General features: G+C 40.7%; 23 protein-coding genes, 1 tRNA gene and 1 pseudogene. 12 read left to right on the top strand and 13 right to left on the bottom strand.

Annotated elements, in window-relative coordinates; genetic code table 11:
- The 3 genes from rlmD to A3K93_RS09985 all read left to right on the top strand — a co-directional run bounded on the left by rlmD (window position 1) and on the right by A3K93_RS09985 (window position 4,450).
- Window positions 1-1,389: a 23S rRNA (uracil(1939)-C(5))-methyltransferase RlmD gene (gene rlmD / locus A3K93_RS09995; RefSeq protein WP_067731101.1), complete on the top strand. Its 1,389-nt coding sequence runs from the start codon at window positions 1-3 to the stop codon at window positions 1,387-1,389.
- Window positions 1,390-1,421: 32 nt separating this feature from the next.
- On the top strand, window positions 1,422-3,728 hold the full coding sequence (locus tag A3K93_RS09990) for a RelA/SpoT family protein (RefSeq protein ID WP_067731100.1): 2,307 nt from the start codon (window positions 1,422-1,424) through the stop codon (window positions 3,726-3,728).
- Between the two features lie 95 nt (window positions 3,729-3,823).
- Window positions 3,824-4,450 (top strand): hypothetical protein, encoded by a 627-nt coding sequence (locus tag A3K93_RS09985; protein ID WP_067731099.1) that lies wholly within the window; start codon window positions 3,824-3,826, stop codon window positions 4,448-4,450.
- Window positions 4,451-4,514: 64 nt separating this feature from the next.
- On the opposite strand, the gene secF is transcribed toward A3K93_RS09985, so the two are convergent.
- The 9 genes from secF to A3K93_RS09945 form a co-directional block, all read right to left on the bottom strand.
- Window positions 4,515-5,486, bottom strand: coding sequence for a protein translocase subunit SecF (gene secF, locus A3K93_RS09980; RefSeq protein ID WP_171255067.1), 972 nt, complete (start codon window positions 5,484-5,486; stop codon window positions 4,515-4,517).
- A 7-nt stretch (window positions 5,487-5,493) separates the two neighbouring features.
- A complete protein-coding gene (gene secD, locus A3K93_RS09975) occupies window positions 5,494-7,392 on the bottom strand; it encodes a protein translocase subunit SecD (protein ID WP_067731097.1) in 1,899 nt (632 codons plus the stop codon).
- Window positions 7,393-7,443: 51 nt separating this feature from the next.
- Window positions 7,444-7,773, bottom strand: a complete 330-nt coding sequence (yajC, locus tag A3K93_RS09970; RefSeq protein ID WP_067731096.1) for a preprotein translocase subunit YajC — start codon at window positions 7,771-7,773, stop codon at window positions 7,444-7,446.
- A 103-nt stretch (window positions 7,774-7,876) separates the two neighbouring features.
- Window positions 7,877-9,007, bottom strand: a complete 1,131-nt coding sequence (gene tgt, locus A3K93_RS09965) for a tRNA guanosine(34) transglycosylase Tgt (protein WP_067731095.1) — start codon at window positions 9,005-9,007, stop codon at window positions 7,877-7,879.
- Between the two features lie 128 nt (window positions 9,008-9,135).
- Window positions 9,136-9,537 (bottom strand): hypothetical protein, encoded by a 402-nt coding sequence (locus A3K93_RS15130; RefSeq protein WP_335622336.1) that lies wholly within the window; start codon window positions 9,535-9,537, stop codon window positions 9,136-9,138.
- Entirely contained in the window at window positions 9,516-9,965 is a 450-nt protein-coding gene (locus A3K93_RS15125; RefSeq protein WP_335622335.1) for a DUF4303 domain-containing protein, read from the bottom strand. The genes A3K93_RS15130 and A3K93_RS15125 overlap by 22 nt, the downstream gene beginning before the upstream one ends.
- A gap of 102 nt (window positions 9,966-10,067) precedes the next feature.
- Entirely contained in the window at window positions 10,068-10,634 is a 567-nt protein-coding gene (locus tag A3K93_RS09955; protein WP_067731094.1) for a LemA family protein, read from the bottom strand.
- 22 nt (window positions 10,635-10,656) lie between these two features.
- Window positions 10,657-11,685, bottom strand: a complete 1,029-nt coding sequence (locus A3K93_RS09950) for a hypothetical protein (protein ID WP_067731093.1) — start codon at window positions 11,683-11,685, stop codon at window positions 10,657-10,659.
- 370 nt (window positions 11,686-12,055) lie between these two features.
- A tRNA-Leu gene (locus A3K93_RS09945) sits at window positions 12,056-12,142 on the bottom strand.
- A 163-nt stretch (window positions 12,143-12,305) separates the two neighbouring features.
- On the opposite strand from A3K93_RS09945, the gene queA reads away from it, so the two are divergent.
- Window positions 12,306-13,340, top strand: coding sequence for a tRNA preQ1(34) S-adenosylmethionine ribosyltransferase-isomerase QueA (queA, locus tag A3K93_RS09940; RefSeq protein WP_067731092.1), 1,035 nt, complete (start codon window positions 12,306-12,308; stop codon window positions 13,338-13,340).
- A 56-nt stretch (window positions 13,341-13,396) separates the two neighbouring features.
- Here the strand turns inward: queA and A3K93_RS09935 are convergent, their stop codons facing one another.
- Window positions 13,397-15,037, bottom strand: a complete 1,641-nt coding sequence (locus tag A3K93_RS09935; RefSeq protein ID WP_067731091.1) for an acyl-CoA synthetase — start codon at window positions 15,035-15,037, stop codon at window positions 13,397-13,399.
- Between the two features lie 335 nt (window positions 15,038-15,372).
- On the opposite strand from A3K93_RS09935, the gene A3K93_RS09930 reads away from it, so the two are divergent.
- Both A3K93_RS09930 and A3K93_RS09925 read left to right on the top strand, forming a co-directional pair.
- Window positions 15,373-16,650 (top strand): D-arabinono-1,4-lactone oxidase, encoded by a 1,278-nt coding sequence (locus tag A3K93_RS09930; RefSeq protein ID WP_067731090.1) that lies wholly within the window; start codon window positions 15,373-15,375, stop codon window positions 16,648-16,650.
- Between the two features lie 18 nt (window positions 16,651-16,668).
- The gene (locus A3K93_RS09925; RefSeq protein ID WP_067731089.1) at window positions 16,669-17,826 is read left to right on the top strand and encodes an alanine racemase; all 1,158 of its coding nucleotides are present in this window, start codon (window positions 16,669-16,671) and stop codon (window positions 17,824-17,826) included.
- A gap of 37 nt (window positions 17,827-17,863) precedes the next feature.
- On the opposite strand, the gene A3K93_RS09920 is transcribed toward A3K93_RS09925, so the two are convergent.
- A complete protein-coding gene (locus A3K93_RS09920) occupies window positions 17,864-19,000 on the bottom strand; it encodes an FMN-binding glutamate synthase family protein (RefSeq protein WP_201787401.1) in 1,137 nt (378 codons plus the stop codon).
- On the bottom strand, window positions 18,889-19,482 hold the full coding sequence (locus tag A3K93_RS15100; RefSeq protein WP_201787400.1) for a Rieske (2Fe-2S) protein: 594 nt from the start codon (window positions 19,480-19,482) through the stop codon (window positions 18,889-18,891). Before A3K93_RS15100 ends, A3K93_RS09920 begins: the two co-directional genes overlap by 112 nt.
- A 308-nt stretch (window positions 19,483-19,790) precedes the next feature.
- Between A3K93_RS15100 and thrS the strand changes: the two genes are divergently transcribed.
- The 3 genes and pseudogenes from thrS to A3K93_RS09905 all read left to right on the top strand — a co-directional run bounded on the left by thrS (window position 19,791) and on the right by A3K93_RS09905 (window position 23,679).
- Window positions 19,791-21,713: a threonine--tRNA ligase gene (thrS, locus tag A3K93_RS09915; RefSeq protein WP_067731088.1), complete on the top strand. Its 1,923-nt coding sequence runs from the start codon at window positions 19,791-19,793 to the stop codon at window positions 21,711-21,713.
- Window positions 21,714-21,718: 5 nt separating this feature from the next.
- A complete protein-coding gene (gene infC, locus A3K93_RS09910; RefSeq protein ID WP_081408531.1) occupies window positions 21,719-22,270 on the top strand; it encodes a translation initiation factor IF-3 in 552 nt (183 codons plus the stop codon).
- Window positions 22,271-22,375: 105 nt separating this feature from the next.
- A pseudogene (locus A3K93_RS09905) lies at window positions 22,376-23,679 on the top strand (IS4 family transposase).
- A gap of 108 nt (window positions 23,680-23,787) precedes the next feature.
- Here A3K93_RS09905 and A3K93_RS09900 read toward each other — a convergent pair.
- The gene (locus A3K93_RS09900) at window positions 23,788-24,261 is read right to left on the bottom strand and encodes an Hsp20 family protein (RefSeq protein WP_067731087.1); all 474 of its coding nucleotides are present in this window, start codon (window positions 24,259-24,261) and stop codon (window positions 23,788-23,790) included.
- A 282-nt stretch (window positions 24,262-24,543) separates the two neighbouring features.
- On the opposite strand from A3K93_RS09900, the gene A3K93_RS09895 reads away from it, so the two are divergent.
- The 3 genes from A3K93_RS09895 (at window position 24,544) to A3K93_RS09885 (ending at window position 25,957) form a co-directional block, all read left to right on the top strand.
- Window positions 24,544-25,167 carry a glutathione S-transferase family protein gene (locus A3K93_RS09895; RefSeq protein WP_067731086.1) on the top strand — a complete coding sequence of 208 codons (624 nt, stop codon included), beginning with the start codon at window positions 24,544-24,546 and terminating at the stop codon, window positions 25,165-25,167.
- A gap of 69 nt (window positions 25,168-25,236) precedes the next feature.
- On the top strand, window positions 25,237-25,524 hold the full coding sequence (locus A3K93_RS09890) for a hypothetical protein (RefSeq protein WP_067731724.1): 288 nt from the start codon (window positions 25,237-25,239) through the stop codon (window positions 25,522-25,524).
- Window positions 25,525-25,531: 7 nt separating this feature from the next.
- Window positions 25,532-25,957 (top strand): YqaA family protein, encoded by a 426-nt coding sequence (locus tag A3K93_RS09885; RefSeq protein WP_067731085.1) that lies wholly within the window; start codon window positions 25,532-25,534, stop codon window positions 25,955-25,957.
- The last annotated feature ends 18 nt before the right edge of the window (window positions 25,958-25,975 follow it).

Below are 25,975 nucleotides of genomic sequence, written 5' to 3'. Positions count from 1 at the left end.
ATGAAACATCGAGCTAAACCACGCCCAACGCAACAACCTGAGTATATTTTTCAAGTTGAATCACTTTCGCATGAGGGACGTGGCATTGCTCACTATGGTTCACATCCAGATCATCCTGTCGAAAAACACGGTAAAAAAGTCTTTATCCGCTATGCATTACCGGGTGAAACGGTACGTGCACGCATTACCAATGTGGTTAAAAAACTTGAAGAAGCCGATAGCGTTGCACTATTAAGTGAACCATCAGATATTCGTGTTGAGCCGAAATGTCCACACTACGGTATTTGTGGTGGCTGTAATATGCAGCATGTGGATGCAGATGCACAGATTGTGCATAAACAACAGGTTTTACAGTCTCATTTACAGCATTTTGCTGGAATTCAACCTGAAGAATGGTTAGCGCCACTGCGATCAACGCGTGAAGATTACCGCCGTAAAGCCCGTATTGGCGTACGTTACTTGCCGCATAATGACAAATTGGTGGTCGGTTTCCGTGAAAGCCAATCGAATAAATTGACCTCTATTGATTGTTGTATGATTTTAGATGAGCAGTTTGGTTCTGTTACACGTCTTAAACAATTGATCCAAAGTCTAAATGGTAAGGCAGACATTGGTCATATAGAATTGGCTATGGGCGATCAAGAGATTTCGCTATTGGTTCGTGAAACAGCCGAATTATCTGCTGAAGATGTCAACCAATTGCGAGCATTTACGTTAAGTAAAGGGTGGCAGCTCTATATTCAATCTGCAGGTAAAAGCGATTTATCACGAGTAGATCAGCCAAACCAAGCATCTCGACTCCATTACCGTTTAGATGATTTTAATGTTGAATTCGGTTTTAACCCTTTAGACTTTACCCAAGTCAATTCAACGATTAACCCTCAAATGGTGCGATTGGCATGTGATTTGCTAGACCTACAATCAGGTGAACGTGTTCTTGATCTTTTCTGTGGCTTAGGAAATTTCTCATTACCACTAGCGCGTCGTGTTGGTGCGACTGGTCAAGTGGTGGCTGTTGAGGGAAGTGAAGAAATGGTCCAGCGTGGTGCGGAAAATGCCAAAAACAATGGCTTAGCTAACGTCACATTTTATTCACAAGACTTAACACAAGATTTTTCGCAACATAGTTGGGCAAAACAAGCATTTGATGCTTTGTTAATTGATCCACCGCGCTCAGGTGCGGAAGAGGTGATGCAATATTTGCCTAAATTTGGTGCAAAAAGAATCGTTTATGTATCATGTAACCCAGCGACCCTTGCCAGAGATGCTGGGCTCTTGGTACAACAAGGTTATCGACTCAGTAAAGCGGGTGTGATGGATATGTTTACCCATACCGCACATGTGGAATCGATAGCACTGTTCGAAAAACAAGATTGTATAAACGATTAAAGTAATGATGTATATAAAAGTAGGAGATGGGTATGGTCACAGTACGTGAGCAACTCCCTGGGCGACTCAATGAGTTGTCGCAGGAGACGACTGTAGAGCATGCCGAACAAGCTCATCATGATTTAACCGAATGGTTAGATCGTGTTCGTGGCATATTAGACGATGCACCTTTGAAGCAGCTCGAAGAAGTTGCGCATTTAACCTTGCAACGTGAATTAGAATCTACGGTTGAACATCGTTCCAATACCTTTTATACCGGTATTGAGATGGCAGATATTCTTGCGCATTTACATGTAGATGAAGATACTTTATCTGCGGCAATGCTGTACCGTTCCGTGCGCGAAGGCGTGATGCCTCTAGCAGAAGTCTTGGAAAAATTCGGTGAGAATGTCCATAACCTCGTCAAAGGTACTTTGGCGATGGGTAAGCTGTCTGAACTGATTGAGCAAAATAAACGTTTAGAAGATCACTTTAATAATAACCAACGTGAACATCTGTCAGGCATTTACAAAATGCTGATTGCCGTAACTGAAGATGTTCGTGTTGTATTAATCAAGCTTGCAGAACGTACCTATACTTTACGTGAATTGACCAGTTCTTCACGTGAACGTCAGGAACGTGTGGCTCGCGAAATTTTAACCATCTATTCGCCATTGGCGCATCGTTTAGGGATCGCACAGCTTAAATGGGAGCTTGAAGATTTAGCGTTCCGTTATTTAGCCCCTGACCGCTATAAAGAAATTGCATCTTTACTGAATGAAAAGCGCTTGGAGCGTGAGCAATACATTCAATTCGTAATCGATAAGTTGCGTGATGAGTTAGCCAGTCACGGCATTGAAGCCGAGATAAATGGCCGGGTGAAACACATTTATTCGATTTATCGAAAAATGAAAAGCAAGAATTTAAGCTTCGATCAGCTTTATGACATTCGTGCTTTACGTGTTTTGGTCAAAGGTGTACCTGAGTGTTATCACACTTTAGGGATCGTGCATCAAATTTGGCGTCATATTCCACATCAGTTTGATGACTATATTACTAACCCGAAAGCCAATGGTTATCGCTCATTGCATACTGCGGTGATTGCCGAAAATAAATCACTTGAAGTTCAGATTCGTACTTATTCAATGCATAACGAAGCTGAGCTTGGGGTATGTTCGCACTTTAATTATAAAGAAGGTGCGAAAACCACGGATCATTCCTTTAATCATCGCTTACATTCACTTCGTGCTGTACTTGAGCATTATCAAGAACGTAGTGATACCAACGTACATAAAGCCGAAGAAGATTTGGAAACCTATGAACAGGTACCGGACTTTGAAAGCTTTGAAAAGATTTATGTGTTCAGTCGTGATGGTGATATTAAAGAATTACCACGTGGTTCTACGGTTTTAGACTTTGCTTATCACGTACATACGGAAGTGGGGAACAAGTGCTATGCAGCACGGGTTAACCAACGTTATGTACCGCTGACTTATACCTTAAAAACAGGTGAGCAAGTTGAGATTTTAACCAAGAAAGATCGTGAGCCAAACCGTGACTGGTTGGTGAATTCGCTTGGTTATATTAAGACTGCACGCGCACGTGACAAGTTACGCCATTGGTTCCGTCAGCAAGACCGCAGTAAGAACTTGGAAGTGGGACGTGAGATTCTCAATAAAGAACTTTCACGTTTGGCGATTCACCCGAAATCTATCGATTTAGGCGACTATTGCAGTCACTTTAATGTCAAAACGGGTGAAGATATTCTGATTGGGATCGTCAATGGCGATATCAGTCTACATGCCTTAATCAATCAAGTAAACCGTCATATGCACCTTGATCAGGATGAACCTGAGCTGGTGTTAAAACCGACATTGAACCCACGTGCAAGCCATACATTGTCTGCACATGGTATTTTGATTGATGGTTTGGATAACGTTGAGCTTCACATCGCTCAGTGCTGTCAGCCTGTACATGGTGAATCGATCGCAGGTTACATCACCTTAAACCGTGGTGTAAGTATCCATAAGGTCGCGTGTCCTGACTATGTTCGCATGATTTCTCAAGAGCCTGAGCGCGCGGTGGAAGCCGATTGGGAGATGCAGCCAACTCGTGGTCAAAGTGTTCAGATTGTGGTGGAAGCATACGACCGTCGTGGTCTGTTGAAAGATTTAACCCAAGTTATCTTCTCAGATCAAATTAATATTCGTCAGGTTAATACAATTTCTGAGGCAGATGGTATTGCCAATATGAAACTGTTAATTGAAGTAAAAGGCTTAGCACAGTTATCTAAACTGTTAGCACGTCTAGAGCAACAGCCCGGCATTATTAGCGCACGTCGACTGGTTCAAGGCAGTTAAAATTAAAGCCATTTTAAAAAAAAAGCTCACATATTCATGTGGGCTTTTTTATTGTAATGTAGATGCATAAATAAAATGAGAGGGATGTTATTCGCATGTCAGCGACAGCATTATTTGATTTAAGGCGGGAAAATTTATCCAAATTGATTGATCATTGGATTGCTTCAAAACGCTTTGAAACAGGTAAGGCGATGTGTGAATATTTTGAGATCGAACCGACCTATATTGCACAATTACTCAATACTAAAAAGCAAATAGGTGAAAAAGCAGCACGAGAATTAGAACAAAAATTAGCACTTAAAAAAGGCAGTTTAGATCAGAAAGATCTCGATGTATCTGAGGGTCAAACTGTGACAGTTGCCTGTTATGGTATGAAGACAATTGAGTCCGAACTGTTTCAATTACAACGGAAAGCCTTTGATTTAGGTTCGATCTCCATTCTAAACTTGAACAATACGCATTATTTAATTGAGATGAGCTCAACTATCTATCAACCGATTATTCCTGCAGCGAGTTTGGTGATTTGTGAACAAGCGGCAGAGCTTAAAGATCAAGATCGTAGCTGTGTGTATCTCAGTAATGGTTATCAACTTTTTTTGACATTTATGCATCAGGATGACAAATACGTTGCATTCCAAAGTTTGGATGGAAAACGAAAGATTCAGCTTAATCAGGATGATATTAAAAAGATTGATCGTATCGTTGCGATTGTCAGTCCTTAAAATTAGAGTGCAACAAAGCCCATCAGTTGATGGGCTTTTTTATGCTTGAATCTAAAAGATGAAATTATGGAATTTCATTTTCTTCATCAAATTCAGGCTTCACTTGAACAATGAAGTCTTGACGGTTTAGACCACGCCATAAAGCGAAGGCTGTACCGATGTAGATCGATGAGTAAGTACCAACGAATACACCAATAAACATTGCAATAGAGAACCATTTCAGACCGTCACCGCCCATAATCATCATCGCGACAACAACAAGTAATAATGTCATCGAGGTATGAATGGTACGACGTAAGGTTTCAGTTAACGCAATGTTAATGATTTCAACAGGTTCAGCACCACGAATCTTACGGAAGTTCTCACGGATACGGTCAGATACCACGATGTTATCGTTGAGTGAGAAACCGATAATCGCCAATACTGCAGCGAGAACAGTCAAGTCAAATGGCCATTGCATCATGGCAAAAATACCAATGGTCACCACGATATCGTGGAACAATGACAGTACTGCACCCATTGCCAGTTTAAACTCGAAACGAATGGTCACGTAAACCAGCATCAAGAGTAGGGCAAGGGCAACGGCACCCGCAGAACGAACATAAAGCTCATTACCGACTTGACCACCGACCACATCGACTTTCGGCACTTGTGCTGCATTATTCGGTAACTGAACCGCAGCAGTAATATCTTTAGTCAGATCTTCCGCAGGTTCATCTTCCTGAACAGGCATACGTACCATAAGGTCACGGTCAGAGCCGAGGGTTTGCACCACAGCATCTTTAAAGCCAGCTTTGGCTAAGGCTTGTGTAACATCTTCAGGTTTAACCGGCTGGGTATAATTCAGCTCAGCGGAAACACCGCCGGTAAAGTCTAAGCCGAGGTTTAGACCTTTTGTTGCGATAAAGAAGATACTACCAAGCGTCAAGATAATTGAAAAAATTGCTGCAGGTAGCGCAATCTTCATGAACGGAATTACACGCTCATCAGGACGGCCGTATTTGTTTGAATCGAGTTGAGTATTTTCAGTCATCATGGATCTCCTAAATGCTCAACTTTTTCAAGTTACGTTTTTTGCCGTAAATGATTTGTACGATCGCACGAGTTACAGTAATCGCTGTGAACATCGAGCAGACAATACCAATCATCAAAGTAACAGCAAAGCCTTTGATCGGACCTGTACCAATGGCGAATAGAATAAACGCCACTAAGAATGTGGTTAAGTTCGAGTCGAAAATGGTGTTATAGGCACGTTCATAACCCGCGACAATCGCTTGTTTCGGTGAAGCACCCCATTTCATTTCTTCCCGTATTCGCTCACAGATCAGTACGTTGGCATCGACCGCCATACCAATCGTGATCACGATCCCGGCAATACCTGGCAAGGTCAGTGACGCGCCAATCCACGACATCACGGTTAAGATCATGGCTAAGTTCACGACCAAGGCAAAGTTAGCAATCAGACCAAACACACGGAAGAACACCACCATCCAGATCGCAACGAGCAAGAAACCAATCTGAGTTGAAAGTACACCTTTATCAATGTTTTCTTGGCCTAGACTTGGACCAATGACACGTTCTTCAACAAAGTACATTGGAGCCGCCAAAGCACCTGCACGAAGCATCAATGCAAGTTCCGCTGCTTCTTGTGGTGAATCTAGACCTGTAATACGGAAGCTTGAGCCTAATACTGCTTGAATTGTTGCAGCATTAATCACCACAGATTCGGTATACGGTGTACGTACTTCAACTTGTGCACCTGTTTCAGGGTCAGTCACATAGCTAATTTTTTGTTTGTTCTCAATGAACAATACCGCCATGCGTTTGCCGACAGCATTACGTGTTGCATCTGACATTAGCTTACCGCCAGCGCTGTCCAACGTAATGTTTACTTCAGCACCACCCGTGTCTTGGCTAAAACCACTTGATGCATTTTGAACACGTTCACCTGTCAAAATACGGGTACGGTTCAACAGAAGTTGACGACCACTGTCCAAAGACTCATACGCAAATGCTTCTGTGCCCGCAGGAGTCGGGGTTTTGACTTGACCTGTGTACGGGTCAATACTTTGATCGTTTAGGTCAGAAACCAAACGGAACTCTAAGTTCGCTGTACGACCAAGGACACGTTTTGCTTCTGCAGTATCTTGAACACCCGGTAATTCAACCACAATACGGTTGCTACCTTGGGTTTGTACCAATGCTTCAGCTACACCGAGTTCGTTAATACGGTTACGTAGAGTAGTTAAGTTTTGGTTAACAGCATACGATTCAATTTCTTGTTTACGTACGTCGGTATAGTTCAAACGTAAAGTTGAACCAGACTCAGTCGCTACAGCTTGTTGTGTATATTCATTGCCGTTACGACGTAAAAAGTCCATCACTGCTGAACGGTCATCATTGTTTGCAAACTGCAAAGTAATGGTGTTGTTGTTCAATGACAGACTGTTAAATTTAAGATTGTTATCGCGCAATTGACGACGAAGGTCAGTTGCTGATGTTTCTAAACGTTGAGCAATGGCTTTGTCCATATCCACTTCAAGCAAGAAGTGAACACCACCACGTAAGTCCAGACCGAGCTTCATTGGTTTAGCACCAATTTTTTGTAGCCATTCTGGGGTTGTTGGTGCAAGGTTTAACGCTACAACATAATCATCACCTAAACCACGACGTAAAGCTTCTTTGGCTTTAAGTTGCGATTCACTTGAATCAACACGTAATAATGCAGCGTTGTTACCAAAGCTATTGTCATGACTGGCAATATTTTCAGTTTTTAAAATTTGCTCTGCTTTTTGTACGATGCTTGCATCAATTTGAGTACCAGCTTTGGCACCTGAAATCTGAACAGCAGGTTCATCTGGATACAAACTTGGCAGGGCATATAAAGTACTGATCACGAGTACCACAAGGATCAGTACATATTTCCATGCTGGGTAACGCATTTGTTTTCTTCTTAAAATGAAAAAGCCGTGCGAGAGCACGACTTCTTTTGATTAAATGTTATTTAAAGTGCCTTCAGGAAGAACTGAAATCACACTTGCACGTTGTACTTTAACTTCAACGCCACGACTCAATTCAACCACTGCAAAATCACCTTCAATTTTTGTGATTTTACCCATCAAGCCACCTGCGAACACAACTTCGCTACCAACACCAAGGCTTTCAATTAAAGCACGGTGTTCTTTAGCGCGTTTTGATTGTGGACGCCAGATCAAGAAGTAGAAGATTGCGATAAAGACAGCAATCATACCTAAGTTTGCGATTAAGCTTGGTTGTTGTGCAGCTTCACCTGCAGCGTGAGCAGTTGAAATAAATAGGCTCATTAGATTTTCCTAAACTAAAAAAACAGGTTATCAACGAATTGATAAATCATAGACTTGTTCTGCAATTTACATGGTCTTTTTAGACAGTGCAAATGCTGAAAGATTAATCTTCAGGGCAAGGCGGTACTTCTTGACCACGGCGTGCATAAAAGTCTTTCACAAATTCATCAAATGTACCGTTATCCAGTGCATCACGCATTGCTTCAGTCAGACGTAAGTAATAACGTAGGTTATGAATCGTACCGAGCATAGAGCCTAGCATTTCACCACATTTCTCAAGATGGAACAAATAAGAACGGGTAAAGTTTTGGCAAGTGTAGCAATCGCACTCAGCATCCAATGGGCTTTGGTCATGACGATATTTCGCATTACGAATACGAACTAAACCGCCAGTCACAAAATAATGACCGTTACGTGCATTACGTGTTGGCATCACACAGTCGAACATATCGACACCACGGCGCACCGCTTCCACGATATCTTCAGGCTTACCAACGCCCATCAAATAACGCGGCTTGTCTTCTGGCATTTTGTTCGGAAGATAATCAAGCACCTTGATCATTTCTTCTTTTGGTTCACCAACCGATAAACCGCCAATTGCATAGCCATCAAAACCAATTTCTTTTAGACCATTGAGTGATTCATCACGAAGGTCTTCATACATGCCGCCTTGGATAATACCGAATAGGGCATTATGGTTTTTTAGAACGTCATGATGTTGGGTTTTACAGCGTTTCGCCCAGCGAAGTGAGAGCTGCAAAGATTTTTGCGCTTCTTCGTGAGTGGCTGGGTAAGGTGTACATTCATCAAAAATCATCACGATGTCAGAGTTCAACGTATGTTGAATATCCATCGAAATTTCTGGTGATAAAAAGACTTTTGAACCATCAATTGGAGAGCGGAAAGTAACACCTTCTTCTTTAATCTTACGCATTGCACCTAAACTAAAGACTTGGAAACCGCCTGAATCGGTCAGAATCGGGTTATTCCATTTCATAAACTGGTGTAGACCGCCGTGTTCACGAATGACATCTAAACCTGGGCGTAGATATAAATGGAAGGTATTACCCAAAATCACTTGAGATTTGATCTCTTTAATATCCCGGGGTAAAACACCTTTCACTGTGCCGTAAGTACCTACAGGCATGAACATGGGCGTTTCAACCACACCATGTTCTAAAGTCAGACGACCGCGACGAGCACGACCAGACTGCGCTAATTTTTCAAACTTCATAAGAGTTCCAAATCGAGGCGAAAAAACAGTTCGCTGATTGCTAATGCTAAAACGCGTTATTTTCCTTGATTCCTGCTTTAAACGCTAGCATTGTAGTGAAGTAACTCTGTAAATTTCTTCTCCATAATTCAGATTGGAATATCTGAAAAAATAGGCTCTGCTTGATGATGGAATTGCTCAAGTCGCTGTAATATCTCTTGTTTTGTCATTGCACAGCTACCATCCGTTTCAAATGCCATGGCTGCAATATTCTCAATTAACTTTTTGATATAGATATTGATATCTACAAAGTAAGGTTCCAGCGTAAGTAAGTAGGCTTGATGTGCCACCTGTAAATAGTCATAAGGCTCGACTTCGACCATTTGTGCAAGATCAATCAGGATGTCTTTGTCAGATTGAGAAAGTTTAGGTCGGCTAAGAGGTGATTGAACTCTTTTATGAGTTTTACTCGCTAAAAATTGACGTAATAAATGACTATCTTTATTGAGTAAATTTGCAGATTCGATGTCTATTTTTTTATGCGTAGGCAAACTGACAAAAAAATGAGCTTTGTCGGATCAATTCTATGCTGATCTTTAAGCGTATCAATGGCCGCGTTAAAACGATTGATGATCAGGGTCAAATGGCTTTCATGCTGTATGCCTGCACTCAAACGATATTGGCTTTGGAAATATTCTGTCAGCAACGTACGGGCACTTTTAAGATGCTGCTCATTGGTCGTTTGCGCACGATAACGCCACTTACTGACATTCCAGCGATCGTGTTCGGCTAAATACTGTTTGCGGTCTTCCTGATCATTGAAAATACTTTGCTCGGTGGAAATAGCTAAATCTTCAATCAAGAGAAAATCGTTCAGAATCAGACAGCACGCGTAGATTTCATCTTGTTGATAGCGCTGATAGAGCGTTAAAAAGCTTTCCACCAATAAATCTTTTAAGGCATCAATATGTGTCAGCATCGTTTTTATTCTTTATATATTTTTAATCTGAGCATTCAGAGAAATTAAAAGATTCTGAATGTCCGTTGTTATTCTTTTTAGCTTACACGAATTGTTTGAATTTTAAAAATTTGGTCGATAATCAAAACTTTGCATAGCAGTTTGATCGCGAAACGGGCGTACTGCTTTTTTGCGTAACAACATATTATTAATAATATTGTGTGGGAAAATCTGAATCTGATTATTAAACAGCTCAACGTTGCGGTTAAAAATTGTGATGGCAGCGCCTACATTTTCATTTTGTTCTTCAATTTCATTCATCATTTTTAAATAAATTTCATTAGCTTTTAACTCAGGATAATTTTCAATGACAAGGTTAAGGCTGCGCATCAATTCCTGATTCAGACTTTCAATTTTTTGTAGTTGGGATACATCAGTATTATTTAAATTAAGATTCATAATGTTTTGACGCAGTTCAGTCACTTTCTCAAGTGTGCCTTTCTCAAAACTTGAATATTGCTCGACCAAAGGTTGTAAGCCATCTAGAATTTTTAATTTTTGACGTTCATAACTTGCAACATCTGACCATGCACGTACCGTGGCATTATGATGACGAACAATGCTATTACGTATAAAGATAATGGCAATGATGATGCAAACAGGTATGACAAAAAAAATTAAAAATCCCATAGGGTTATACTCATATCAATCGTTATTTTAAAAATGTGAGGAGCGCACTTTGTAATCGCTCTAATTCTGCTAATTTAAACGTTCTTAAATGTCCACGCAATGTCGAAATATCCGTAATCTGTTTTTGACGACTGCTGACTTTAAATAAGTCATGCGGACCTAAGTAACACATGACACGCTGTTCAGGATGAAACAGCAAATCACCTTGTCGGTCGTGGAAGAATTCAGTCAATCTTAAGACAAAACCAGGACTCATCATTTTGGCGGTTTGCAGTGAATCTGTGCCATAGAATTTAAGTCTTTGATTGGCCTGAATATCACTGCTGTGCCAAGGAGAGGTATAGGGATAATAAAACTTACGATTATTGGTGGTGACGGCTAGACCTTGGGTTTCAATATTAAAGACAAACACGCCCCAAAGATCTTTATGGATTTCCTTAACCGTCACACGATCGCCGTTTTTATCTCGAATTTGTAGTTCATCAATATAGTGATATTGAAAAATAACGAGATCATGCTTTTGGCCTGATTCATCTTCCCAAACCGTACTGGCAAAGCGATTAATTTCATTACTCAGTGTGCCACGGTCAAAAATGGGGAACAGACGTTTAAGATGACCGATAAATTGTAAGGTGTTGAACTTTACATTTAGATATTGAGGTTGTTGATCAAACTGAAGTGCATATTTTTTAGAGAGTGCTGTTTCTTCTAAATGGAGAATCACATCCTGTATGGGTTGTTTGGTTTCATAAACCAAGTAAGCCCAAAACAGCATGAAACAACCCATTCCAAAATTGAGTTGAAACCAAATGTTCGCTGGTGCAATGATTAGGCTCAGCATTTGCAGGAAGCCAAATCCTGCAAGAAATATAGGCAGCGTATTTTCAAATTTTAAAGTAGTAGACGCATTCCAAGGGTGCAAACCATCGAGCAGGTCTTGATGACTTTGAGCGGTTCTTGCTAAATCCCAAAGTCGATCAATATTGCGAAAAACCACCGCATTTTTCTTACGACGCAGATGAATAGAGTGGAGAACTGCATCAATAGGCACGTTATCTTCCTTAGAATTTGTTATTGTAAAATCGAAATAATTTTGATGAAAACCTGATCATAATAGATACAGTTGAGCAAGGTCGAGAGCAGAAGACCGTAATATTTATAAATTTATGCGAATCGAAAGCGTGGATATAAAATAAAAGGTGTCTATAAAATCTGTGGCGATTCAGTCTTTAGCTAGAGAATTATACCATGAGTACCCAAATTCACGTTTAGGTGCTTATTTAGGTGCTCATTTTACGAAGTGACCACCTGAAGGATAGCTAATGTAATTAAATAGATAATACGGAAATTTGTTCTAAGTTATTGTTTAAGACAATAAAAAAGCCCTTAAGTCTTATAGTGCTTAAGGGCTTTTCGTTAACTGGTCCCGAGGGTCGGACTCGAACCGACACATCATCTCTGATAGTGGATTTTGAATCCACCGCGTCTACCAATTTCACCACCTCGGGATGGGAGCTATATTACCCTGTTTCAAAAACTTGTCAACGCAGAACAATTGCATTTGCTTAATTTTAAAACAACTCTTAATTTTTTGAAGCAAAACTAGGCAATTTCAGCCATAAAAAGGAAAAAAGTTTATACTAGGCGCAGTTTTTTTTATTGTAAATCGTCATGCAACTTTCTGATTTTAACTTTGATCTCCCAGATGAGCTGATTGCTCGTTACCCACTTGAAACTCGTAGTGCATCGCGTCTGCTTTATCTAGATGCTAACGGTCAATACCATGACCATCATTTTACTGACATTTTAGACTTGTTAGATGAAGGTGATTTATTGGTGTTGAATGACACCAAAGTGATGAAAGCGCGTTTAAAAGGCAAACGTGCATCGGGTGGTGCTGTTGAAGTCTTGGTTGAACGTATGATGGATCAACGTATCGCACACTGCCATATTAAAGCCAGCAACACGCCTAAAGCCGGTGCTGAATTGTTCATTGGTCCTGATGAAGTCAAAGTGACGGTTCAAGGTCGCCATGAAAATCTATTTATTGTTGAATTTTCTCAACCGATTCTAGATGTTTTGGATAAATACGGTGCTTTGCCAATTCCACCTTACTTCAACCGTGAAGCGGAAGATATTGATACTGAGCGTTATCAAACCGTATTCAATGACCCGACCAAAATTGCCAGTGTTGCAGCGCCAACAGCAAGTTTGCATTTTGATGAAGCATTACTGCAAAAGTTGGATGAAAAAGGCATTCAAAAAACGTTTGTCACTTTGCATGTTGGTGCAGGTACCTTCTTACCTGTACGTACCAATGATATTGAAAATCACATTATGCACAGCGAATGGTGCCAAGTGTCTGATGAATCAATGGCATTGATTAAAGCGACTAAAGAACGTGGCAATAAAGTGATTGCGGTAGGTACAACTGCAACACGTGCAACTGAAAGTGCAGCACAAGCCAATGGTGGTGAACTTAAAGGCTGGACAGGGGATACCCAAATCTTTATCTACCCAGGTTATGAGTTTAAAGTGGTTGACCGTTTAATTACCAACTTCCATTTACCTGAATCTACGCTTTTGATGTTGGTGTCTGCATTGTCAAATCGTGACAATATTTTGAATGTTTATCATCATGCAGTTGAAAGCAAATATCGCTTCTTTAGTTATGGCGATGCAATGTTGATCGACAATATCAACTAAAATTGAATGAATAAAAAAGCCATGATACGTCATGGCTTTTTTTATGTTTACAGTAATTAGCTAAATTCACCTTGGGAACGTTCTTTTGCCCAGTCACGTAAGACAAATTTTTGCAGCTTACCGGTCGACGTTTTTGGAATTTCAGTAATGACCACATCTTTTGGTACTTTAAAGCGTGCTAAATGCTCGCGACAGAAGGCAATAATTTCTTCTTCCGTGGCTTGCATCCCTTGCTTGAGCTCAATAAACGCACATGGAACTTCTTGCCAGCGTGGGTCAGGTTTAGCAACCACAGCTGCAGTTAGAATTGCAGGGTGTTGATACAGTACTTCTTCCACTTCAAGCGATGAAATATTTTCACCTCCTGAAATAATCACATCTTTAGAGCGGTCGGTAATTTTGGCATAACCATCAGGTTGGCAGACCGCCAAATCACCAGTATGGAACCAGCCACCGGCAAAGGCTTCCTCTGTAGCTTGAGGATTTTTCAGATAACCCTTCATTACAATATTGCCGCGGAACATGATTTCACCCATAGTTTGACCATCATGTGGCACTTCCTGCATGGTCTCAGGATCAAGCACCTTCATACCATCTTGTAATGGATACGGTACACCTTGGCGTGAATGCAATTGTGCCTGTTCCTGAATAGATAAATCAGACCAACCTGCTTGTGAAGCACAGAGGGCAGATGGACCATAAGTTTCTGTCAGACCATAGACATGAGTGACATTAATGCCTTGACGACGCATGCCTTCAATAATGGCCGCTGGAGGTGCAGCACCAGCCACCATGACTTCGACAGGATGGTCAAATGGTACTTTTTTCTCTTCAGGGGTGTTGATCAGCATTGATAGAACGATTGGCGCACCACAGAAATAATCAACTTTATGTTTGGCAATCAATTGATAGATCAACTCAGGATCAACTTTACGTAAACAGATATTAGTGCCGCCATTGGCTGCCATGGTCCAACCAAAACACCAGCCATTGCAGTGGAACAGGGGTAGTGTCCACAAATAAGTTGCACGTGGACGCATACCGCAGGCAATGATATTACTTGCTGCATTGATATAAGCACCACGGTGATGATAAACCACACCTTTTGGACTACCTGTCGTACCTGAGGTGTAACTTAAACTGATCGCATCCCATTCATCTTGTGGTAAATGCCATTCAAATTCTGCATTCCCTTGTGCAATCCATGTTTCATATTCAATTTGACCAATGGTGCGAGACACGCCGTCATATTCGCTATCCGCAACATCAATGACATAGATCTCTTGATCTAAGAGTGCCAAGGCTTCTTGAGCTAAATCTGCAAATTCAGGATCGACTAAAAGGACTTTACTTTCCGCATGTTCAAGCATAAACGCAATGGTTTTTGCATCTAGTCGAGTATTTAAAGTATTGAGTACTGCACCTGCCATCGGAACAGCAAAATGCGCTTCAATCATGGCAGGGATATTGGGTAAAAGCGTGGAAACAGTATCGTTTTTAGCTACGCCAAGCTGTTGTAGTTGTGATGCAAATTGGCGGCAACGTTGATAGGTTTCACGCCAAGAAATATGGCGATTGCCATGGATAATGGCATCTTGCTGAGGGTAGATATAAGCCGCGCGCTCGAGATAACGTAAAGGGGACAAGGCAACAAAGTTGGCTGGTGTACGTGGTAAATCGTCGTATGCACTGACCATTATTCTACTCCATGATATTTTTGTGTAATTACTCTAAATATATGGGTATTTATTGAAAGACACAGTTATGCTTTAGTCGATAACTCGTAAACGGGGTGAATCAACACTTCATCTGGTCTTGGATAGGATTAAGCACACATTGAAGTTTATTTTCTAGTTCAAATACAACGCTACCCGTGCCCTATATAAACTGTGGTTTTAACAAATATCTATAGACAATCAAATTGACTTAAGCCGTCTCTATAAAGCATTATTCAAGCTTAAACAACCATTGAAATAACAAGAAAAAGAAGTATGGCCTCCACGTATAAGCGGCGGGGCAAAGGATTAGAATAATGACAAGTGATCAACATGTATTATGGTCAAATTGGTCGGGATCACAACAATCACACCCGCAAATTTTTTACCCGCACCACATAGATACGCTAAAGCAAATTACAGACATGTATCCTAAAGTTCGTGTGGTTGGTGCAGGGCATTCATTTAGTGCTTTAGCTAAGACGAATGATGTCTTGGTGTCATTAGATCATCTAAAAGGCATGTTGAATCATGATGCCGAGCATTATCAAAGTGAGTTTTATGCAGGTACACGCTTATTTGATCTAGGAGAAAAGCTTGCAGTTGTCGATCAAGCCTTAATGAATCAAGGGGATATCGATCAGCAATCTTTAGGTGGTGCGATTGCCACAGGTACGCATGGTACAGGTATTGAACTGCCGTGTTTATCTGCTTTTGTGTCTGGTTTTGAGTTGTTAACGGCTGATGGCAGCCTTTTGCAGTGCAATCCAACGCAGCATACAGATATTTTTGCGGCGGGGCGGGTGGCACTCGGTAGTTTTGGTGTAATGACCAAAATCCAACTACAAAATCGCCCGATGTATCGGCTCAAAGAACAAATTCGTCTATCTCCATTGTCAGAGATTTATCAGTCTATTGACCAATGGAAACATCAACATCGACATGTCGAATTTTTTGCTTTTATCCATGCTCAGGACGTGATTTTAAAAACTTTGGATGAAACTTTAGAGGATATTCAGGAGCGAAAAAAAACCTGGATAGATGAAGATTTTATTTTGCATCTTTGCTCTGAGCTGACACGATTATGTCCATTACTCAATCCATATTTGCAGCGCTTACTCAATGTTGCAATTCAACCGAGTACCGTTGTGGATTGGTCTACGCGATTATTCCCAAGTGCACGTGCTACTCGTTTTAATGAAATGGAATATCAGTTACCTGTTGATCGCGGACTAGAATGTTTTCAGGAAATCATGACGGTATTAAAACGTCAAAAAGCACCTGTATTTTTCCCCATTGAGTTCCGTTATGTACGCGCTGATGATATTTGGTTGAGTCCTTTTTTTGAACGTGATTCGGTGTCTATCTCAATCCATCAATTTTATAAGCAAGATTACGCTTTAATTTTTGATTTGGTGGAGCCGATTTTTCTGAAATATGGCGGTCGACCACATTGGGGTAAATTACACTCATTGGGTGCGCAGCAACTGAGACATTTATACCCCAAATGGGATGATTTTATGCGTTTAAGACGTGAATTGGATCCGCATAAGAAATGGTTAAATCCCTATATGGAACAGTTACTGACTTCATAGTTGAAGAGGCAAAGGATCATGCAGACTCAATATTTTCAGGCATTGAACGAAAAACTCAAGCGAGTGGGAAATGGACAGCCTCAGTTGATACTGGATCTAAAGCGCTTTAAACACAATATTGCTCATATTCTCAGTCAATGGCCCCAGCATTTAACCCCAAGGTTGGTGGTGAAATCGCTGGCTAATTTGAATCTATTGAAACTCACAGCGGATGAATTTCAAACCAAAGCATTTATGGTTTTTCACCTTGCGCATATTAGACCGCTGTACTACTTGATCCCTGATGCAGATATGTTGCTGGGTAAACCGATGCCCATATCAGGAGTAACCGCTTTGCTGAAAGAACATAGTTATTTAGCTACTCAGGTACATTGGTTAATCGATTCTGTTTCAAGGCTAGGGCAGTATTTGGCTTTAGCTCAGTCGCAGCAATTACAGCTGAATATTAATCTAGAAATTGATATTGGCTTACATCGGGGAGGCTTTGAGGACTTGGTGCAATTTCAGCAAGCATTAACACTTATTCAGCATCACTCGAAGTACTTAAAACTAACAGGACTGATGGGCTACGATGCACACGTGAGAAAGCTTCCAAAAGTGGTATTTTCTCCAATTAAAGCCTTTCAAAAATCACAACAGCGATATCAAGAATTTATTCAAATTATTGAACAGTTTTTCCCAACTATTGATGTTTCAATGTTGTGTTTTAATGGTGCAGGAAGTACGACCTTGCATCATCATTTTATCCAAACCGTCTGCAACGATCTTTCGTTTGGGTCACTTTTACTTAAACCTTTAGACTTTGAATTATCCGTGTTAGCGCAGCTTAAACCTGCGCTCCTGATAGCGGCCCCGATTTTGAAGGTGCTTGATCATATTCAGGTGCCAGGATTAGAAAAGTTTCAAGCGGTACAACCTAAACAACAAGGTATTTGTGTTTACGGGGGCTATTGGCGTGGTGAGTATGTTTATCCCAAGGGTGTGCAACCGCATGTGCTCTTTGGTCGAAGTACCAATCAAGAAGTTCTAAATATATCCAACGATGCTGCAGTTGATGTAGATGATTATGTGTTTTTGAGACCCGCGCAAAGTGAGTCCATTTTGCCGCAATTTGCTGAACTCTATGTAAATGATGACAGTGATACATTTAAGGTGTGGGAAAATTTAAGAGAATGATCAGAACGATCAGCGATCTGATCATCTTATTTAGACATTAAACAATTCCACCATAATGAATGCCCGTTAGCTCACTTATGTCTTTTTTCCAAGTGGTGAGGTCATCCAAGCTAAACTTACTTAAAGCATCATGACCGCAAGCACGTGCCATGACTTGCATCAATTCAACCGAAGCGTTAAAGAAATTTGCTAGTTGCTGTGCGGATTTTTCAATTTCTAAGCGGCGGCGTAAATGATCTTGCTGTGTGGCAATCCCCACAGGACAGTCATTAGTTTGACAGGCACGCATTCCTAAACAGCCAATGGCTTGCATCGCAGAATTGGACACCGCAATGGCATCTGCACCCAGTGCTAGCGCTTTAATAAAGTCGGCAGGCACGCGTAAGCCACCAGTAATCACCAAGCTAATATCACGGCGTCCTAAGCGGTCTAAATGGCGACGTGCTCGTGCCAGTGCAGGAATGGTTGGTACGGAAATATTGTCACGGAATAGGGTTGGCGCTGCACCTGTACCGCCACCACGACCATCTAAAATGATGTAATCCACACCGATGGCAAGGGCAGCATCAATGTCTTTCTCAATATGCTGTGCCGAGAGTTTAAAGCCAATCGGAATACCGCCTGTTTCCTTACGAACGTACTCAGCAAAGTCCTTGTACTGCGAAAGCTCAGTCCAATCGGGGAAAGTGGCAGGGGAAATCGCCGCTTCGCCCTCAGGTAAACCACGAACTTCAGCAATTTTACCCACGACTTTATGTCCAGGTAGATGTCCGCCTGTACCGGTTTTGGCTGCTTGGCCACCTTTAAAATGAAAGGCTTGGCATTTTTTCACTTTCTCAATGTCATAACCAAAACGCCCTGAAGCTAATTCATAAAAATAACGTGAGTTCGCTGCTTGTTCATTGGTGAGCATGCCTCCTTCACCGGAGCAGATGCCTGTACCTGCAAGCTCCGCACCCATGGCGAGAGCTGTTTTGGCTTCTTGCGACAATGCACCAAAACTCATATCTGAAACAAATAACGGAATATCGAGTACAAGCGGTTTTTTTGCATTGGGGCCAATCACCACTTTGGTGGCGACAGGAGCATCATCAAGCAGTGGCACTTTCCACAACTGTGCTGTGACCAGTTGAATGTCTTCCCACTTTGGAAGTTTATCGAAAGGCACGCCCATAGCTGAAGTGGGTCCATGATGGCCAACATTTTTAAACCATTACGGGCTAAGTCTAAAATAAAACGGTTATGTGGTTCTTCGGGTGCAGGTTGTGAATCTGCATACAGCCCTTGGTAGCGTTCACGATTGAATTGCTGTGGATTGCGTTTTTCCCAAGCTTCTATTTCTTCTAAATCGACCATGACCTGATCGTTTTCAACCCAGGCTTTAAATTTCTGTAAGTTTTTATTGAGGTAGCGTGGGTTTATACCTGTTTTATACATGTAATGTGAGCCATGTAAGCCGCAGACAATTTTATCACCTTGAATATGGGCATCTGACATTAAAGCCCCCCGATGCTGACAGCGACCATACATGACCACCACTTGTTCCGGGTCATCATCCGCTAAACGTACTACAACGAGATCTACATTTGCTGCTAAAGCGTATGCTGGTTTTAAGGGTTCAAGTGAGGAGAAGGTAAGAAGGGCTTTTGTTGTCATATGGCCTGCCTATTATTTTTGGGGTGGGCGAAAAAGTTATGGTTTAAATAACAAATTAAAAATAACGTTGATCAACATAATATGAAAAACAGGATTTTTCTGCCCCAAAATGTAAGCACTTATATTTTTGACAAATGTGACTAGAACGCAACGAAATGGCATTAACGGTTTATTAAAATGCCTAAGACGTGTAAAATTCCAATCGATTTTTTATTTATCCACCGTTTTTATCTTTTGAGGTTCTCCTCGATCATAATCTCGCGGTGACATGCTCTATTGTACGGGGCATCACTCCTTAAGGATTTTTTATGCCAATTATCACTTTGCCAAATGGCGATCAAAAACAATTTGATCAAGCCGTATCTGTGATGGAAGTTGCTCAAAGCATCGGTCCTGGTCTTGCGAAAAATACAGTTGCAGGTCGTGTGAACGATCGTTTAGTTGATGCATCTGACTTAATTACTGAAGACGCAACCTTACAAATTATTACGCCTAAAGATGAAGATGGTATTCACATCATTCGTCACTCATGTGCTCACTTGGTGGGACATGCAGTTAAGCAACTTTTCCCAGAAGCAAAAATGGTGATTGGTCCTGTCATTGAAGAAGGTTTCTACTATGACATCTGGATGCCACGTCCATTTACTTTAGACGACATGGCAGCGATCGAAGAGCGTATGAAAAAGCTCATCGACCAAGACTATGACGTCATCAAAAAAATGACTCCACGTGATGAAGTGATTGCAGAATTCACTAAACGTGGCGAAGAATACAAATTACGTCTGATCGAAGACATGCCTGACGAAACTGAAATGGGCTTGTACTACCATCAAGACTACTTGGATATGTGCCGTGGTCCGCATGTACCAAATACTAAATTCTTAAAATCGTTCAAGCTCACTAAAATCTCTGGCGCTTATTGGCGTGGTGATGCGAAAAACGAACAGCTACAACGGATCTATGGTACTGCTTGGGCAGACAAGAAACAGCTTGCAGCATATGTAAAACGTATTGAAGAAGCTGAAAAACGCGATCACCGTAAAATTGGTAAAGCGCTTGACCTGTTCCATATGCAAGAAGAAGCACCAGGTATGGTGTTCTGGCATCCGAACGGCTGGACCATTTACCAAGTACTTGAACAATACATGCGTAAAGTTCAGCAAGAAAACGGCTACCTTGAAATCCGTACTCCACAAGTGGTGGACTTCACCCTTTGGGAAAAATCAGGTCATGCGGCAAACTATGCTGAAAACATGTTTACCACCAGTTCAGAAAGCCGCAACTATGCGGTAAAACCAATGAACTGCCCATGTCATGTTCAAGTGTTTAACCAAGGTTTAAAATCTTACCGTGATCTTCCGATTCGTTTAGCTGAATTTGGTTCATGTCACCGTAATGAGCCATCGGGTTCACTTCACGGTATTATGCGTGTACGTGGCTTTACTCAAGATGACGCACATATCTTCTGTACTAAAGAACAAATTGGTTCTGAAGTTGCGGACTTTATTAAACTGACTTTAGATGTTTATAAAGACTTTGGCTTTGAAGAAGTGCAAATGAAACTGTCTACACGTCCTGAAAAACGTGTGGGTGATGATGCGCTTTGGGATATGGCTGAAAAATCTTTGGCAGATGCTTTGGATGCAGCAGGTCTTGAATGGGAGCTTCAACCAGGTGAGGGCGCATTCTATGGTCCTAAGATTGAATTCTCATTGAAAGACTGCTTAGGCCGTGTATGGCAATGCGGTACAATTCAGTGCGACTTTAACTTGCCTGAACGTTTAGATGCCTCTTATGTGACTGAAGATAACGATCGTGATCAGCCGGTAATGTTACATCGTGCAATTCTTGGCAGTTTCGAGCGTTTTATTGGTATACTAATCGAACACTACGCTGGCTTTATGCCGCCTTGGTTATCACCAGTGCAAGCGTGTGTGATGAATATTACAGATTCACAAGCTGAGGCTTGCGAGTCAGTCGTCGCAAAACTTAAAGAAAGCGGTATTCGTTCGATTTCCGACTTGAGAAATGAGAAAATCGGCTTTAAGATTCGTGAACGCACTTTAGAGCGTATTCCTTACTTATTGGTACTTGGGGACCGTGAAGTCGAGGAAGGTACAGTAAATGTCCGTACCCGCTCAGGAAAAAATTTGGGTACTATGTCAATCGATGCTTTCGTTGACCTGGTAAAAACAGCCGTAGCCGAACGCGGCCGGTACATTGTGGAGTAACAGCGATTAAACAGCCTGACCGTAATCAACAGGGCGGTAACAAGTCAAACCGTCCTGCGTTGAATGATGAAATTCGTGCAAAAGAAGTCCGTCTTGTAGACGAAAATGGTGAGCAAAAAGGTATCGTAAGCTTGGCTGAAGCTTTACGTGCAGCAGAAGCCGTTGATCTTGACCTTGTTGAGATCGTAGCCAATGCAGAGCCACCTGTTTGTAAAATCATGGACTTCAACAAGCATTTGTTTGATCTTAAGCAAAAGCAAAAAGAAGCGAAGAAAAAACAGCATCAAGTACAGGTGAAAGAAATCAAGCTACGCCCTGGTACTGATGTTGGTGATTACAACGTAAAACTACGTGCAATTATCAAGTTCCTTGAAGAAGGCAACAAGGTAAAAATCACCCTTCGTTTCCGTGGTCGTGAAATGGCTCACCAACAATTGGGTCTTGCTCAATTGCAAAAAATTGAAGCTGACGTAGCTGAAGTTGGTGTAGTTGAACAAACACCTAAAATGGAAGGTCGTCAAATGGGTATGCTACTTGGACCTAAACGTAAAAAGTAAGCATCCATTGATCGAAAAAGCCCTGCAATTGCAGTAATGCCAGTCAGTTAAGCAAAAAAAGTTAAAATACTGTAAAAAGAGCGTATGTAAATACGCTCTTTTTTTATGAATTTATCTCAGAATTTAGATTTAACATTAAAACAAACCCTACCTTCACTTTCACAATTCAGTGAATTGATTGATTTAAACTGGATTGAAGATTGCTTAAACCAAACAGGTAAAGCATCAATTCGAAAAAGAAAACTGCCTGCTGAACATGTTGTTTGGCTGGTAATCGGACTTGCTCTATTTCGAAATCAACCGATTTGGTATGTGGTTCAACAATTGCAACTTGTTTTCGGTACGGCAGAATACTGTGTACCGAGTGCATCCGTACAAGCAAGACAGCGCTTAGGCTTAGAGCCCATGAGTGCTTTATTTTCGACATTAAGTCAGGCATGGTTTAAAGACTCACAACAACAATATAGCAACTTTCACGGTCTATGCGTTTGTGCTGTAGATGGTGTGGTTTGGTCTATGCCTCATACAGAAGAAAACTTTAAGCACTTTGGTTCATCCAAAGGCAAAACAGCAGCTACCCCTTACCCACAAGTCAGAGCGACTTGCCTGGTGAATACCAATACACATGAAATGATTGATGCCCAAATTGGCAGTATGGATCAAGGTGAATTAACCTTAGCCAGTCAATTAAAAGCACCAGTTCGCAGTATTACCCTATTTGATCGTGCTTACTTCTCTGCTGATTTTTTAGTGAGTTGGCAATCTCAGGCAGAAGAGAGTCATTGGTTGATGCGAGCAAAGGACAACCTGCGTTATGAAGTGATTCATTATAATGCGGCCCATGACTTTCAGATCAAAATGCCTGTTTCAGCAAGAGCAAAAAAGATAAATCCGTCATTGGGTGACTATTGGGAAGCACGTTTAATTGAAGTTGAATATGCAGGAAAAATAAGACGTTACATTACATCATTAACAGATTCTGAAGTTTATCCATTCAAAGACCTTGCAATGCTTTATATCCAGCGTTGGGAAATAGAAATGTGTTATCGGGAAATTAAAAGTGATTTACAGGATGCAAGAATTTTAAGAAGCAAACAACCTGATTTGGTCTATCAAGAATTGTGGGGGTATTTATTGCTTATAATATCTTAAGAAGACAGATGAGGTTTATCGCTGAACATGCAAAGGTGAGTCCTTTAAGGATCAGTTTCCATATTGCATCTATGAGTATTATCAATATCTTAAGGCACACACCTTTAGAATCAGCAGGAAATCTACCCAAACATTTAGCACAATTATTTGAACAATCTAAAATATTTGTATTACCTGAAAAAAGGCAAAGGCAATGTCCGCGAGTAGTGAAAATTAAAGCACAAAAATATCCAAGAAAATGCCAGTCAATTTCTTAACTGACTGGCATTACTGCAATTGCAGGGCTTTTTTTATGTTTTGCTCAAATGAATAACAATGATTACATAAAAAGAAAGACCCATATTCGGGTCTTTCTTAGTTATAAGTTATGATTCCGCATTCACAGTTTTTTCATTACTTTCAGCTGTTTCTAACAGTAGTTTTTTACCAATTGGAATTTTACGTGGTAATTTTTCTTCAGGAATAACACGTTGTAAGTCGATCACAAGCAGACCATTTTCATAATCAGCTTGTTGAACTTCGATATATTCATCTAAACGTAAAGACAGTTTGAATGAACGGCGTGCAATGCCTTTATGTAAATATTCAATGGTTTCATCAGTTACAGCTTCTGGTTTACCTGAAATAGTCAGCAGCTGATTTTCTAGATTAATCTCAAGCTCACTTTGTAAGAATCCTGCTGTAGCAACCACAATGCGATAGCTATTTTCACCTAATTTCTCAATGTTATAAGGTGGGTAGTTAGGGGTATCGCTTTGCATTGCGTAGTCAATGTAATCATTTAAGCGATCGAAACCGATGCTACGACGAAATAATGGATGAAGATTTAAGTTACTCATGATTAGAACTCTCTCAAATCAAGCAAAGTTATAAAAACAAGATATTCAATCTGTCATGTTGGACATCAACAGTGCATAAGATTGCTTCAATCCTTATGCAAAATAAATATATGATCAGTACCAAGATTTTCAAGAATAAAAGTGGGAAGTTTTTTAAAATATTTAAACAAGGTATTGATATAAAACAAATTAAAATTTTATAAAATCAATCTTGTTGTTTTTTTTGAAATGCATTAAGGTGTAAACGCACGCCAAAAATGGCTTTAATTGAGCATAACAAAAATGATTGATCTGTATTATTGGGGTACACCAAACGGTCTAAAAATCAGTATCGCATTGGAAGAAATGGGGCTCGATTATCAGATTATTCCCATTAATATTTTAGCTAATGATCAATTTCAACCTGACTTTTTAGCCATTTCACCAAATAATAAAATTCCCGCTATCGTCGATCAGGATGGTCCAAATCACGAAGCGATTTCTGTATTTGAGTCGGGTGCGATCTTGCAATATTTAGGTCGTAAAACAGGTCAATTTTACCCGAGTAATGAAGTAGATCGTATTCAAGTCGAGCAGTGGCTGATGTGGCAAATGGGTGGTTTTGGGCCAATGCTGGGACAAAACCATCATTTCAGTCGATTTGCACCTGAGCGTATTCCTTATGCGACCAATCGTTATGTAGAGGAAACCAAGCGTCTGTATGGTGTTCTAAATAAACATCTGGTTGGGCAGGACTTTGTTGCAGGGGAATACTCAATTGCAGATATGGCCATCTTCCCATGGATTCTGCGCTATGAATGGCAAGGGATAGATTTAGTCGACTATCCTAATATACAAAATTATGTAGAGCGTATTAAAGCCCGTTCTGCTGTGCAAAAAGCATTGGCAATTGAGGTCAAGCCTTGATTGGACTTTATGCTAAGATATCCTTCATTGAATAAACCGCCTTCGGGTGGTTTTTTATTAGGTAATGTTATGAAATCATTTTTCTTAAATGCGACGCGTATTGTCGAAACAAATCCCAAAGTGTATTGGAGCATTATTTTAGGTGTGGTGGCATGCTTGGCTTTATTTGTGGCTGAAATTGTGCATATTCAAAATGTCCTGACAAGCTTAAATACACATGATCTGGCAATTTTGTCTGCAGCCATTGATCCGATTGCAAGTTCATATAAATGGGCGCGTATTTTTGCCATTCTTGCAATGGTGGTTTGGTCGAGCTTTGAATATTCAAAAACTAAAAAACAATTGGGATTAAAATAATCGCTCTATGAGCTTAATCCTGCTCTTTATTTCAGCCTTTGGTGCAGCAACTCTTTTACCTTTGCAATCTGAGGCTGTACTTTTAGCTTTATTGGCACAAGCACAAGATTCTGTCTTCGTTCTTATTGTAGTGGCGAGTATTGGTAACGTACTTGGGTCTTGTGTCAATTGGTATCTAGGGCTTCGAATTGAGCATTTCAAAAATAAGAAATGGTTTCCTGTTTCACAGAAACAATTATCTAAAGCCCAGAGACTGTATCAACGCTATGGGTTTTGGTCTTTATTGCTGAGTTGGCTGCCGATTATTGGCGATCCTATTACCCTGATTGCGGGCTTAATGAAAGAAAATTTTTACCGTTTTCTATTGATGGTTAGCATTGCAAAGATAGGGCGTTATCTGTGTGTCTATCTCATTTTTCTCAATGTTTTGTAAAATCATAACTCAATAACA

It is taken from the genome of Acinetobacter sp. NCu2D-2, assembly GCF_001647675.1.
Classification (GTDB): Bacteria; Pseudomonadota; Gammaproteobacteria; order Pseudomonadales; family Moraxellaceae; genus Acinetobacter.
This window is presented reverse-complemented; position numbering and strand designations above follow the sequence as displayed.

What these genes read in the sequence shown, in the direction of transcription:
- rlmD (WP_067731101.1), top strand. Translation starts at nt 1, where the DNA reads ATGAAACATCGAGCTAAACCACGCCCAACGCAACAACCTGAGTATATT.
- A3K93_RS09895 (WP_067731086.1), top strand. Translation starts at nt 24,544, where the DNA reads ATGATTGATCTGTATTATTGGGGTACACCAAACGGTCTAAAAATCAGT.
- yajC (WP_067731096.1), bottom strand. Translation starts at nt 7,773, where the DNA reads ATGAGCCTATTTATTTCAACTGCTCACGCTGCAGGTGAAGCTGCACAA.
- tgt (WP_067731095.1), bottom strand. Translation starts at nt 9,007, where the DNA reads ATGAAGTTTGAAAAATTAGCGCAGTCTGGTCGTGCTCGTCGCGGTCGT.
- A3K93_RS09990 (WP_067731100.1), top strand. Translation starts at nt 1,422, where the DNA reads ATGGTCACAGTACGTGAGCAACTCCCTGGGCGACTCAATGAGTTGTCG.
- A3K93_RS09935 (WP_067731091.1), bottom strand. Translation starts at nt 15,037, where the DNA reads ATGGTCAGTGCATACGACGATTTACCACGTACACCAGCCAACTTTGTT.
- A3K93_RS09930 (WP_067731090.1), top strand. Translation starts at nt 15,373, where the DNA reads ATGACAAGTGATCAACATGTATTATGGTCAAATTGGTCGGGATCACAA.
- A3K93_RS09955 (WP_067731094.1), bottom strand. Translation starts at nt 10,634, where the DNA reads ATGGGATTTTTAATTTTTTTTGTCATACCTGTTTGCATCATCATTGCC.
- A3K93_RS09920 (WP_201787401.1), bottom strand. Translation starts at nt 19,000, where the DNA reads ATGGGCGTGCCTTTCGATAAACTTCCAAAGTGGGAAGACATTCAACTG.
- A3K93_RS15100 (WP_201787400.1), bottom strand. Translation starts at nt 19,482, where the DNA reads ATGACAACAAAAGCCCTTCTTACCTTCTCCTCACTTGAACCCTTAAAA.
- A3K93_RS09925 (WP_067731089.1), top strand. Translation starts at nt 16,669, where the DNA reads ATGCAGACTCAATATTTTCAGGCATTGAACGAAAAACTCAAGCGAGTG.
- A3K93_RS15125 (WP_335622335.1), bottom strand. Translation starts at nt 9,965, where the DNA reads ATGCTGACACATATTGATGCCTTAAAAGATTTATTGGTGGAAAGCTTT.
- A3K93_RS09900 (WP_067731087.1), bottom strand. Translation starts at nt 24,261, where the DNA reads ATGAGTAACTTAAATCTTCATCCATTATTTCGTCGTAGCATCGGTTTC.
- A3K93_RS09885 (WP_067731085.1), top strand. Translation starts at nt 25,532, where the DNA reads ATGAGCTTAATCCTGCTCTTTATTTCAGCCTTTGGTGCAGCAACTCTT.
- A3K93_RS09985 (WP_067731099.1), top strand. Translation starts at nt 3,824, where the DNA reads ATGTCAGCGACAGCATTATTTGATTTAAGGCGGGAAAATTTATCCAAA.
- thrS (WP_067731088.1), top strand. Translation starts at nt 19,791, where the DNA reads ATGCCAATTATCACTTTGCCAAATGGCGATCAAAAACAATTTGATCAA.
- secF (WP_171255067.1), bottom strand. Translation starts at nt 5,486, where the DNA reads ATGATGACTGAAAATACTCAACTCGATTCAAACAAATACGGCCGTCCT.
- secD (WP_067731097.1), bottom strand. Translation starts at nt 7,392, where the DNA reads ATGCGTTACCCAGCATGGAAATATGTACTGATCCTTGTGGTACTCGTG.
- A3K93_RS09890 (WP_067731724.1), top strand. Translation starts at nt 25,237, where the DNA reads ATGAAATCATTTTTCTTAAATGCGACGCGTATTGTCGAAACAAATCCC.
- queA (WP_067731092.1), top strand. Translation starts at nt 12,306, where the DNA reads ATGCAACTTTCTGATTTTAACTTTGATCTCCCAGATGAGCTGATTGCT.